Annotated in this window: 15 protein-coding genes; all 15 read right to left on the reverse strand. The window is 39.1% G+C overall.

Features of this window, described 5'->3' with window-relative positions:
• Positions 1-693, reverse strand: a complete 693-nt coding sequence (gene rnc, locus F946_RS06555; protein ID WP_004980405.1) for a ribonuclease III — start codon at positions 691-693, stop codon at positions 1-3.
• Complete coding sequence (locus F946_RS06560; protein ID WP_004693667.1) at positions 665-1,039, reverse strand: DUF4845 domain-containing protein; 375 nt, start codon at positions 1,037-1,039, stop codon at positions 665-667. Before F946_RS06560 ends, rnc begins: the two co-directional genes overlap by 29 nt.
• Positions 1,040-1,060: 21 nt before the next feature.
• Positions 1,061-1,888 (reverse strand): signal peptidase I, encoded by an 828-nt coding sequence (lepB, locus tag F946_RS06565; protein WP_004693669.1) that lies wholly within the window; start codon positions 1,886-1,888, stop codon positions 1,061-1,063.
• 20 nt (positions 1,889-1,908) lie between these two features.
• Positions 1,909-3,726, reverse strand: coding sequence for a translation elongation factor 4 (gene lepA, locus F946_RS06570; protein ID WP_004693672.1), 1,818 nt, complete (start codon positions 3,724-3,726; stop codon positions 1,909-1,911).
• Between the two features lie 344 nt (positions 3,727-4,070).
• On the reverse strand, positions 4,071-4,616 hold the full coding sequence (locus F946_RS06575) for an Ail/Lom family outer membrane beta-barrel protein (protein ID WP_004980406.1): 546 nt from the start codon (positions 4,614-4,616) through the stop codon (positions 4,071-4,073).
• A gap of 925 nt (positions 4,617-5,541) precedes the next feature.
• On the reverse strand, positions 5,542-5,739 hold the full coding sequence (locus F946_RS06585) for a hypothetical protein (protein WP_004980409.1): 198 nt from the start codon (positions 5,737-5,739) through the stop codon (positions 5,542-5,544).
• 44 nt (positions 5,740-5,783) lie between these two features.
• On the reverse strand, positions 5,784-6,011 hold the full coding sequence (locus F946_RS06590; RefSeq protein ID WP_004693379.1) for a hypothetical protein: 228 nt from the start codon (positions 6,009-6,011) through the stop codon (positions 5,784-5,786).
• Positions 6,012-6,117: 106 nt separating this feature from the next.
• Positions 6,118-6,333, reverse strand: a complete 216-nt coding sequence (locus tag F946_RS06595) for a cold-shock protein (protein ID WP_004693381.1) — start codon at positions 6,331-6,333, stop codon at positions 6,118-6,120.
• 657 nt (positions 6,334-6,990) lie between these two features.
• The gene (locus tag F946_RS06600; protein WP_004980412.1) at positions 6,991-7,767 is read right to left on the reverse strand and encodes an N-acetylmuramoyl-L-alanine amidase; all 777 of its coding nucleotides are present in this window, start codon (positions 7,765-7,767) and stop codon (positions 6,991-6,993) included.
• A 56-nt stretch (positions 7,768-7,823) separates the two neighbouring features.
• Positions 7,824-8,210, reverse strand: a complete 387-nt coding sequence (locus F946_RS06605) for a hypothetical protein (RefSeq protein ID WP_004980415.1) — start codon at positions 8,208-8,210, stop codon at positions 7,824-7,826.
• A gap of 63 nt (positions 8,211-8,273) precedes the next feature.
• Positions 8,274-8,504 carry a hypothetical protein gene (locus tag F946_RS06610; protein ID WP_004980417.1) on the reverse strand — a complete coding sequence of 77 codons (231 nt, stop codon included), beginning with the start codon at positions 8,502-8,504 and terminating at the stop codon, positions 8,274-8,276.
• Complete coding sequence (locus tag F946_RS06615) at positions 8,497-10,506, reverse strand: hypothetical protein (RefSeq protein WP_004980420.1); 2,010 nt, start codon at positions 10,504-10,506, stop codon at positions 8,497-8,499. The genes F946_RS06610 and F946_RS06615 overlap by 8 nt, the downstream gene beginning before the upstream one ends.
• 13 nt (positions 10,507-10,519) lie before the next feature.
• Complete coding sequence (locus F946_RS06620; protein ID WP_004980423.1) at positions 10,520-10,912, reverse strand: hypothetical protein; 393 nt, start codon at positions 10,910-10,912, stop codon at positions 10,520-10,522.
• Positions 10,909-11,205: a hypothetical protein gene (locus F946_RS06625; protein ID WP_004980427.1), complete on the reverse strand. Its 297-nt coding sequence runs from the start codon at positions 11,203-11,205 to the stop codon at positions 10,909-10,911. Before F946_RS06625 ends, F946_RS06620 begins: the two co-directional genes overlap by 4 nt.
• Positions 11,202-12,473, reverse strand: coding sequence for a hypothetical protein (locus F946_RS06630; RefSeq protein ID WP_004980431.1), 1,272 nt, complete (start codon positions 12,471-12,473; stop codon positions 11,202-11,204). The genes F946_RS06625 and F946_RS06630 overlap by 4 nt, the downstream gene beginning before the upstream one ends.
• Between the last annotated feature and the right edge of the window lie 11 nt (positions 12,474-12,484).

A 12,484-nucleotide genomic window follows, 5' to 3' on the forward strand; every position in this document is an offset into this window, starting at 1 on the left:
TTACTGCTCCAAAAGTTTTAAAATATCCGCCGCAGCAGCTTGTTCAGCAAAACGGCGACTGGTGCCCTCACCATTTACAACAGACAATCCATCCACTTTACATTCCACTCTGAAATGCTGATTGGGTGCATCACCTTGAATATCGACCACATCATAAACTGGGAGAGCTTTTTTTCGTGCCTGAAGATATTCTTGTAAACGAGATTTAGGATCTTTAAGTTGATCGGTTGGCTCGATATGGTCTAAATATGGCTCGTACCATTTTAACACAATCGACTCCAACACCGTTAAATCACTACAATCCACATAGATTGCACCAATAATCGATTCAACCGTATCCGCAAGGATGGACTCGCGATGATGTCCACCTGATTTTAACTCGCCTGTACTTAAAATTAATGACTGGCTCAGTTTTAAATCATTTGCAATTTTACCTAAAGCTTCCTGACGAACCAAGGTTGCACGCATACGCGTCAAACGGCCTTCGTTTTCAGTTGGATAAGCTTTATAGAGATAATTCGCAATAATCATCCCTAACAAAGAATCGCCTAGAAACTCTAGGCGCTCATAGTTGTATTTGTGGCTCACCGATCGGTGGGTCAGTGCAAGCTGAAGTAATTCAGGTTGTTTAAACTGATAACCGATACGGCTCGCTAAGCGGGCTTCACTTAGCTTGGACTGAGCTTTGATCAAAACTTTTCTCGAACTTTAATACTAAATCTATATTCAGTAAGAAGGGTTTTCTTACCTCATACTCCTTTTTCACCTGCAACCCTTCGGTATTGGTGACTTGCATAATTTCTTTAATCTTCACATCACGAATGCCATTCATATCCAAACGCTTTGAAAGCTGACTCTCAAACTCCGCGGGCTGAATATTTTTCGGGCTGCTTTGAAATACTTCCTCAATTTGGCTATTGATCATCCGATCATCAAAATAGGGAGCCCAAACTGCAATTGCCACTTTCGCCATAAATGCAAACCCCATGATTGCAAATAAAATGGCGATATAAGATGCCCCTTGTTGATTCTTGCGCATTTTTTATTTTCCGAATCGATATTAATCAATGCTACCGTTACGGTTAAATGACGGCAACTTAAAGCCAGGTTCTTTATGCATCCAAATATAAAATGCACGACCTGTTAGGTTCTGTTCAGGAACCATTCCCCAGAAACGACTGTCAGCACTTTGATCGCGATTATCCCCCATCGCAAAGTACTCACCTTCTTTTACTTTCACTTCCCAATATAAACCATTTTCAGCAGAGTATTTACCATTTTCTACAAAGTTAATATAGGGTGCTTGGCGTGCAACATTAACACCTTCTAGCTCACGCATGGTAAAGGTATGCTTGCCAATGGTTTCTTTATGATATATCGAAGTAGGCGTGTCTAAACGGTCTTTTTCACGGCTAAATTCAACAGGAACTTTAGCAACTTTTTGACCATTAATAGTTAATTGTCCATGATCAAAAACAATGTGATCGCCAGGAATACCAACTACACGTTTGATATAGCTGATCGTCGGTTGCGGTGGATAACGGAAGACAATCACATCACCACGCTCAGGCTCACCCACATCAATCACTTTTTTATTCACAATCGGTAGGCGCACACCATAGTCAAACTTATTGACCAAGATGAAGTCACCAGTTTCTAAAGTCGGCACCATCGAGTCCGAAGGAATATTAAAAGGTTCATAAAAGAATGAACGTAGACATAGAACAATCGCAAGGACTGGCCAAAAATCATAAGCCCACGTAATGACAAAATTTTCATTTCCCTTACCTTTCGTCGCTCGTTGTTTAAATACAAACTTATCGAGCAACCACACCAAAAAGAAAATCAGTGTGACAGGAACAAGTATCAAATTAAAATCAAAATCCATGGGCTTATATTCCTACCTTTTTATCTTTCTACTTTCAACACAGCCAAGAACGCTTCTTGTGGGATTTCTACACTTCCCACTTGCTTCATGCGTTTCTTACCTTCTTTTTGCTTCGATAGCAGTTTCTTCTTACGAGAAACGTCACCACCATAACATTTCGCCAATACGTTTTTACGCATTGCCTTTACGGTTGAACGAGCAATAATTTGTGCGCCAATGGCCGCTTGAATTGCCACATCAAACATTTGACGTGGAATCAAATCTTTCATTTTTTCAACTAATGCAATACCACGGTGACGTGCATCTTGACGGTGACAAATCATTGCCAAGGCATCGACTTTATCGCCATTGATTAGAACATCGACTTTTACCAATGATGAACTTTCAAAACGTACAAAGTTATAATCGAGCGACGCAAAACCGCGTGAACACGACTTCAATTTATCAAAGAAGTCCATCACCACTTCCGCCATTGGAATTTCAAAAGTGATCGAAACTTGGTTCGCCATAAACTTCATGTCTTTTTGAACACCACGGCGTTCCACACATAAAGTCATGACATTACCCAAATACTCTTGTGGTACAAGGATATGGCACTCAGCAATCGGCTCACGTAGGTCTTCGACCGTTGAACCATCTGGCATTTTAGATGGGCTATCGATATAAATCGTTTCACCATTCTTCATCACCGCTTCATAAATCACAGTCGGTGCAGATGAAATGAGGTCTAAATCATACTCGCGCTCTAAACGCTCTTGCACGATTTCCATGTGTAGCATGCCTAAGAAGCCACAACGGAAACCAAAACCTAAAGCATCTGAGCTTTCAGGTTCAAAGAATAACGCCGAGTCATTGATCTGAAGTTTATGCAAAGCTTCACGGAACGGTTCAAATTCACTTGAATCAATTGGGAACAAACCTGCATACACCTGCGGCTTCACTTTTTTAAAGCCTGGCAAGGTTTTGACTTCTGGTGTGTTGGCAAGGGTAATCGTATCACCGACTGGCGCACCAAAAATGTCTTTAATCCCTGCAATTACGAAACCAACTTCACCCGCTTCAAGGATGTCTGTCTCAGTATGTTTAGGATTGAAAATACCCACAGAAGTAATAATGTGCGTTTGGCCTGTTGATTTCATCAACATCTTGTCGCCCTTACGCACACGACCTTCTTTCACGCGCACCAAAGAAACCACACCTAAGTAGTTATCAAACCAAGAGTCGATAATTAAAGCTTGTAATGGCGCATTACGATCACCAGTAGGTGCAGGAATGACATTAACAAGGGTTTCTAAAACGCTATCAATCCCAAGACCTGTTTTTGCCGAACAGGTTGGCGCTTCAGTCGCTTCAATACCAATAATGTCTTCAATTTCTTGAATCACACGTTCAGGTTCAGCCTGCGGTAAATCTATTTTATTGAGCACTGGTAGAACTTCGAGACCTTGCTCAATTGCGGTATAACAGTTCGCAACTGACTGTGCTTCCACGCCTTGTGCTGCATCTACAACCAACAATGCACCTTCACAAGCCGCCAATGAGCGTGACACTTCATATGAAAAGTCGACGTGCCCTGGTGTATCAATAAAGTTCAACTGATACTCTTGGCCATTTGGATGGGTGTAATACAAAGTAACCGACGCAGCTTTAATGGTAATACCACGCTCACGTTCAAGCTCCATGGAGTCAAGTACTTGTGCTTGCATTTCACGATCTTGCAAACCACCACAGGTTTGAATAAAGCGGTCAGCGAGCGTTGACTTCCCGTGGTCAATGTGAGCAATAATGCTAAAGTTTCGTATATTATTGATATCTACAGACTTTTTTACAACTGCCATAAACTACTCTAAAAATATGTACACAATCATGTACTCAACTGTAAAAGTACAAACGACGTGCAAAAAGAATGTTGCTAAAAACTTCGCACAGTATAAGCAGATAAGTGTTAAAAATATATATTGTGATTGAGAAAAACTATCTTACAGAACAAAGTGAATACAACTGATCATTAAGGCTGTGGTGAAGTGCTACATTGAGAAGAAACAAGGAAGTGACACCAATAACCCATTTATACAAAAAAATAATCGAACTCAGGTTATTTATTTAACATAGTAGTGCTTATACAAAAGCCCTCTCTTAGAGGGCTTTTGTTTGTCTATAAAACAATTGAAACTAAATTAGCTTAGAAGCGGTAACCAACACCGATATTAAAGCCATTTAATTTAGCACTCTCGCCTTCAAATTTAACTTTAGTGCCTTCATAACCTACATGTACAGATACATTTTGTGCTGGATTAACAGCCACACCCGCGCCATATGCAAATTCTGTTTTAGTAAGACTGCTTGAATAGCTGTAACTTCCATCAAACTCATGATCGCTATAATCGCTCTTAACATTAGCAAAACCAGCTAAGGCATATGCACTTACATACTCGTTAAAGCGGTATGCTGGACCAGCTAAAAGTGAAAATGATTTAACTTCGGCTTCTTCAACACCATAACCATAATTAGATTTGTCATCACCAGATACATATGATGCAGAAACCACTACACCTACTGGAGATTCATTTTCAAAGCGGTATTGTGCATTCACGCCTTTTAAATCTTTAAAGTCTTCTGCTTTTGTTTGTGCATAGCCAACAGAAATTGTGTGTTGAGCCGCAACAGCATTGATAGAAACACCCAGTGCGCAAGCAAAAATAGCGCCACGAATAATATTTTGAATCATCTTATACCCTTTATATTGATTATTAGTCATTTTCTAATTAGTAATGACTATTAAGTGAATAAATTCACCACCAATATTATTTCATTATCAATACAAAAAAGGTATTGCAAAATTACACATAAATTTACCATTCGGCATATTTATTAACCATTTGTACAATTTTTTTACTTAGATTCTTTTAATTTTAAAATTTAATAAAGATTAGTTTTTCAAATTATTTATCAAAAAACTTCCTACAGCCTTTCTAGAAAGTTTCATTAATATTCATTTCAGGATCATCCTTCTCATCATCACATTGATCCGCATTCATTAGCTCATTCATCTGTGCGTATTGATAGCCGGAATACTCTTCTGTGCCTTCGGTGAAGCCTCCCAGCTTGTCTGGTCACATTTGGTACTGGAAAAAGATGAATGCAGCTATACCAATGACTGCAAGTATTCCATTGACGATCCTAAATTGTTTTGAAATCATTTTTATTCTTAGTTTGGTTGTTATTTAAGCAGTGATCATAAAGAATAAAAAGGGATAAGTCTTTGTACTCAAATTCCGAAGAAATTTGGAAGTGTAAAATAATAATAAACATGTGTATGAGTCGTACATAAGCAACAAAAAAACCATGACAGAGGGAGGGATATGTCATGGTTTCAGTATTCTATAGATAATTGAAAATAATAGATTTTTAAGGGCTACAAATTTCAAATATAGACTTTATAATTTTTACATACAGCAAAAAAATAATTCTAAAAACAATAAAAAAATTTAAAATAGTCAAAATAGTATCAACAACATCATTGTGTATGATACTAGTTAAAACAATAGATGCAAATAAAATAAAAACTAACATATATGATTTTAAAATAAAAAAAACAGGTTTAATATATTTTAAATCAAATAAAAAATTCAAATTTTCTTTATATATAGACATTAAATTAACTTAAAAATCTTACTACTTTCAAGGCTCTGAAAAAACATTTCAAAACTAGGGCGAATATTCTCACCTTCAAAAGTAATATATTTTAAATTTGAGTGATCTTGTAGGTCTACAATAGACTTATCAACTGTTGCTTGAATATTATATTCAGTACCAAATTGATCTTTTACGGTGACTTCTTTTTTTAACATAGATGGGTCCTTAATTTAAATTATTTAGAAATTATATAACTTGATTAAATTACTTTATAATTTAACTTAAACATCTGATTTAAAGACGTATAAAAAGTTCTTCCATCTAGGTTCAAATCAACTTCTTTACCTGATTGAAGAAGTATTCGCTTACCCACTTCTATAGTTTTTAACCCATTACGAGTATTTTGTATTTTATTTAAAGGGATGAGCGACACTATAATTTCTGTACCATTTTTTGATTTTGCAATTAAATCGTTTATTTTTAACAACTTGTATCCTATTTCTGGGGGTTTTCTCGATTTGAAAAAACTTTAAAACTAACTTTCAATTTATAAAAAGCACTGTTTAGTGCTTTTTATTACTGTCAATTATTGCTTAGATAGCAACAATATTTACAGCATTTGGTCCTTTTTGACCTTGAGCTACACTAAACTCAACCATTTGGCCTTCAAACAGTGTTTTGAAACCTGAATTAGCAATTTCGCTAAAATGGGCAAAAACATCTGGACCTGATTCTTGCTGGATAAAACCGAAACCTTTAGTTTCGTTGAACCATTTTACAGTACCTTTAACAACATTCGAGTTTGACATAATAAATCCTACTGATTTTTTAATAATTGTGAGTCATTTGATTGACTGTTTATAACTTTGAAAATAATAAATTTTGAGACTTAAAATCTGAAAAAACGAAGGATTATGACTAAAACTGCGATGCTTAAAGAAGATTTACCGAAACAAGACTTTTTTCTAGTTAAGTTAACTATACACTAAAAATTAATTTAATCAAGTTCTCTTATATATATATTTATTTACCTTATATTTTTTTGATTTTTACAATAAAATTAAACCTTTATTGTAAATACAGTAAGATGTTGTTACTCTGAAGCTCAGCAATATTAATAAGTAATGAATGCGATTTTATAACTCTGTAATAACAATTCTAGTTTTTTTAGTTTCGGGAATGATGATTTTTTCCCATATACAAAGCTCATACCACCCTGCAAACTTTATTACTGCATCTATTGATAAGTAATTAAATTCAAAATCAATCAGATGCTTAAACACTTTTAGTCGTATCAATATATTAATTAAGAACGCTTATTTCGCTCACGATAAAACTTATACCAAAGCCCTCATTTAGATAGAGAGCTTTTTCAATTCACACACTGCACACATACAGTGACATGCACCTTTGTTGAAATCGAATGCGCTGTGCAGCCTGAAAGCAGGATGCACAGCGCAAATAAATTAAATACCCTTTTCATAATCAATTAAAACTTTGGCTACAGCTTTTGCAGCAGTCCAATATTTCGCATTGAATTGGGCAAGTTCTTCATCATTAGAGATGAAGCCTAGCTCCACGATCAAGCCTCCAGCATTCACAAAACCTAATTTACCTCGTGCTGACTTAGATTGATCAATCCAACCATCATCGCCACGTAAACGACTGCCAAACACTCCTGCTACAGCCTGAGACAGCTTTTGTGCAAGTAGCTTACTTTGTGGTAAAGCAATCGTTTCAATCCCATTGGCTTGCTTGGAGGTTGCTGCATTCATATGAAACTCAACAGCAATAGATGCCCCTTTTGCCAAAGCAATAGCATTGTTTAGAGGCAAATTAATTGTTCCTGTTCCATCTGTCTTAATTGCAACACCTGCTGATAAAAGATAATGTGCTACAGCATTTCGAAGATTTCGAACCAAATCAGCTTCTTTGTATTTACCATTCACTGCGCCAGGATCAGTATTGCTATGCCCTGCTGTGATCGTGACAAAAGGCTGAATATCAGAGTGTAATTCAGGCTGCTTTTTCAAGCGTGCGAGCACCATAGCTACACCAACAAACATCCCTACCCATTCAGCAACGTTTTCAGGGAGCTTATTTTTAAGCTCTTGTGGGATTACGTTCCACACACCTAAAAACTGCTCTGATAATAAAATCAAGGCATAAAAAAAGGCGCTTGCTGCGCCTACTTGTACTGACTTGAGTTTCCAAGCCTGTTGCCAGTTTTCAATTAATTTCATTTTACTTTCCTTCGACTATTAAAAAACCGCCCTAAGGCGGCATATCATTTGGTGCGTTATTTCTTCAAATCTTCTCTGGCTTCTTTAAGCTCTTTCACCACTTCAATAATGGTCTTCCCCTCCTGTTTATTGATGAAGTTAAAGGTCCACCGCACAACAGCCCAACCCGGTAAACCGCATACAAAGAAGAATCCACCTAAGGCAATCATCCCCCAAATATCAGTTACCCACTCATGTAGCCCCCATTTCACGATAATGAAAGCACCTCCAGTTAGACTTGATACAACCGTACAGATCAAACCCACGGCCCACTCTTGTGGCGAGCGTGGCAAACGCATCATGATGACAACCGTTGCAACAAGTGCTATCGCTAAAGTGACCATGATTGCTGCACCGTAGAACTTTAAAAACGCAGCAAAACCACTTGTGGACACTGGTTCCATTTATTTCCCCTAATTTTTCGCAATAAAAAAGCGCTCTATTGAGCGCCATCACTTTTTCTAAACTTAAACTTCGATTTGAATCACTTCACCCAATGGTGCGAGTCGTTTGATCTCACCATCAGATACAAATACGGTTGCTCCTAAGTTGTAGCGTGTTGAACTGGTGACCAGATTTAAGCCAGATCCACCCACTACCAACACTTTGTAATTGGGGTGGTCCACGCTGGTAATGGTTCCTACAAACTCTGCAGCCGTAGGTAGTAAATCAATTAAACGCTGTAATGCATTACTCACGATTGACGCGCTCCACTTTTACGGTTTGATTGACCACCGCATGACTGAACGAGACGCTGACACTATCTACAATGCCCCACCATTCCGCATTAAAGGCAAGTACTTCTCCTGGTACACATTCACCCACCTCAGGTGAAATCGGCATGCTGTAGGTGTGTGTTTCAATCATTCCCGCTTTGGCAAGCTTGGCTTTACCATATGCTCCCATGCTAACGTGGTTAAACAGTGGGTTGTTTTCAGGCTGAAGTAAGGTGTCCGCACTTGTACCAGTACGTTTCACTTGAGCGACCAGTGCCTTTCGATCATTGGTCAGCGTGATGCCGTTGTAATCAGGATAGATCTGATAATCAGTTGACTGACTCACCACTGCAGACTCAGGCAATAAGCGATCATATTCAGCAATCGACAGCACATCCCAGAAGGTCTTTTTATAAAGCGGTTTAATCGTCAGTGTATTGCTGCCCTTTTCGCTATAAATAAACCCACCGCCGCTTTCAACCACCATTTTGATGGCATCAATCGGTGCTAAGTTGGAATAACTTAAGCATTCACGCTCAACGATCCAGCCCAATGCATCAATTAGCTGCCAATTCAGTACTGTATCGCTAAACACGCGATCCAGTTCCGCCTGACATAACTGGACGGAGGTTCGATCGTTCTCTTGTAAGAATGAGCGTAAAGGCGCTGTCTGTGCCGCAAGCAGTGCGGTTTGACTGCGGCCAATTAAGGTATAGGTATCTTGGGCGAATTTACGAGAACGTCGGCGGTTCTCAAGCAACATGTGATGCTCGGTACCATTCACGATAATTCTTAAAATCACAGGCTGGCCATTGATGGGCTCAAGTTTATCAATCTGGGATGCCGGTACGGTCAAACTATAGGACCAGCACCAGCAGCTGCGATCGGTACTGTAATTCCCCTCATAGACTTCAATCGCTACGTCATTATCTAGACGCGTCACAGATAAACTATTCAATATGTACCACCAATTACGATTCGGTATGCCGGGTATGCAATCATCAGTACCGAAGTTAAGATCAACATTGTGCGAATCCACCTCATAACACAGGCATACAAACTCAAGTTCGCCCGTGCCTTCATACTGAGGAATCTCAGGCTCTGGCCAAGGCTCAACGGGATGCTTGCGATAATGGATGGCTTTGGCTTTATTCCAAAGGATCTCATCTTGTGTGACCAGCTCTAAGCCTTTATCCCAATCAAAGCTAAAACACTTTTCAAACACATGCGCGACCTGATGTGAAAATGAGATGTTGCGGCGTTTACGGACCATCTCCTGATGGGCGAATTCACGCTTCGATCGAAGCTTGATCGATTCATCAAAATACAAATCACGCGTAATCCGAATCTTCAGATTTTCTTGCCAATGCACGCCTTGGTTGCGACTGAGCTTCGCGCCCTGCTCAAACGCCGCATGGATGGATTCAGATAAAGTTCGTCCACGCTGAAAGCCAATGTCATTGCCATGATTGACCACTAATCCACGGTCGTAAAAAAAGGTGTCATTTGACACCCTGAGTACTGGTTTCGCCCATGGTATTTCCGTTGATCCAAGCTGGGTGATTGCACGCTCAAATACAGCACTGAATCTCAGCTCAACACCGAGCTGATGATTAATATCAAACAAGGCTGCAAAGTCGGGATTGAATGACGTGTTGATCACTGCATCGAGGGAACAATACGCATTAATCCCCACCACGTATAGCTCAGGGATAAAACCAGTATTGATGGTTGCTTCAAGCGTTGAAGTTTGACCCGATACCGCTTTTAACTCTGCGCGGAATGAAACATCAATTTCTGCTTCAAGCGCATTAAAATCAAAACTCTGCGCCTGAATCAGTGCTAAAAATGAGGTATCAATGGTTGCTTCAAGTGCAGCTAAGTTCTGCTCATCCGCACCAAAGTTAAGATCGCTAGAGCCCGTTACAATGTCTTTAAAATTGAGATTTACATGATGTGCATCAGGTGGAATATAGTTCGCCACATGTCCACCTCTTTTATGTAGATGGTTTGAGGATCAATGAGTTCATCATCAAGGTGCTGCCTAAAACCAATTCAGGATTGGCCAACACTATATCCGTACCCACGGTAAAGTCTGCAACGGCTTCACCAGCACCATTGAGTAAACGTGCCCAATTTGCTACACCAGCTTTCGTTACCGTTGCTGCATCGGTTTGATTGAGCTCAATACTGTCCGCATGTAGGGCTTTAAAACACGGTTTAGGTAAAGTAAGGATTACCAGTTTTGCGGCATTATTGGCAGCCACTGAGGCCGAAGCAGGTTTCGTATCATCATAAAAAATAAAGGAAGCATTTGCGCTTCCTTGATCTAGATATGTGGCCAGAGCTTGAAGTTGTGCAAGGCTGGCTTTGAGTGAAGGTTGAATCATTTCGGCACCACATTATCTTGAATAACTGCGTTGTATTGTTGTTTATTATCAAATCCAATGACGAAACAGCGCAATTCAGTATTTAAACCCTGAAATTGATAATGACCTTGAGGATCAGGTTTCTGAATTGCTACAGGTTGCATATTTTCCTTGCTATACAACACAACAATTGCATCAGCATTTAATTCACCTAGTTTCTTAGTCGATCCTTGTATTTTAGCAATGATAGGGCCTGAGCTGATATTTTGCAGAAGATGTGCAGTTGTTCGGACTTTTCGTGTACATGGCCTCATTCAATCTCCCCTAAATAAAAGTAAGTACTTCCACTGTCAGGATTAACCCACAGTGAGTCCATTACAAACATAGAGTTATCTGAAATCAAAGGTGTGGTCGGATTGATAACACCACGACTATTTCCTGAATAATAGAGATGCTTAAGGGAGCCTCTAAGAAACTTTTTATCATCATAAAAAGGGATCTCTAATGCTGATAGGTTATTGCTGTTATATAACCCGCTACGCCCTGTAAAGAAATCTGGAATAAGTGGGGTTGCTATAATGTTGCTTTTAATACGACCAGCAACATCATAATGGTTCACAAAAAAACCACTTCCGCTTGTATTAAAAGAGAATGGAGTTCCACCAGGAATATTGGTAAATCCACCTGAGGTAGAACCTGCATTTGTAATCTTATTGGTTGTGATTAAAAACCAATTTGGAATGATTGAGTTATCAAGTGCTGAATTAAATAGTCCACAGCCTGAGAGTAGTTTGTTTTGAGTGTTTGTATTGGTGAGTGAGCGTTGGAAATAAAAAGCATCTGCATCACCCAATAAGGTAAAATTACGATTACCCGCAGTCGGTGTATCAAAATCAAAAGGGCCATTTGACATGCTTTGCGAGCATGCGAAATACCACTTACTCCACCCTCTTATTGCATTGGTACCAGTCCCAGTGATCTTCCAATTCCGTTTAAAGTCAGTGGTATCAATGGGCAGTTGCAATCGATCAGTATTTTCATAATCATCAATATGCGTCATATTCTCCACAAGACCCACCATTGCAGATTTTGCATAGGTTGAGTTAATGCTATTCACACCATCTGAAGTAGACTCATCAACTCGAATAAATGGGTGCTGTGCTGTTGGATTTTTAGCCCGATAGACACGCTTTACATCATTCACATCTCTAAAAATAATGTCATAACCAAGCGGTGCAAGCTTGCCATTACCAACCACTGAAATTGTAGTTCCAGTGATTGAATCCTTGGGTTTTAAAATGAGCTGAGTGGCATTGGGTACACCTTTAATTCGATACTTTTGATTGAGCGAATTAGGGGTAAAACCCGATAACTCCACCACCTGAAACAGCATTGCGTTATGTGCTGCAAAGAGGGTGATATGCAGATCCCCTTGTGCATCAATACTTGCGGCGGTGATCTGGGGAAAATCAATACCACTGACTAAGGCCTTATCGAGTAATCGAATTAAATTCCCCCAGTTATTACCAAGAACTAAACCATTTAAGTGGCTAAAATATTGAACTTCTACGTCTGTCGTCACTTTTATATACC

It is taken from the genome of Acinetobacter johnsonii ANC 3681, from assembly GCF_000368805.1.
Taxonomy (GTDB): Bacteria; Pseudomonadota; Gammaproteobacteria; order Pseudomonadales; family Moraxellaceae; genus Acinetobacter; species Acinetobacter johnsonii.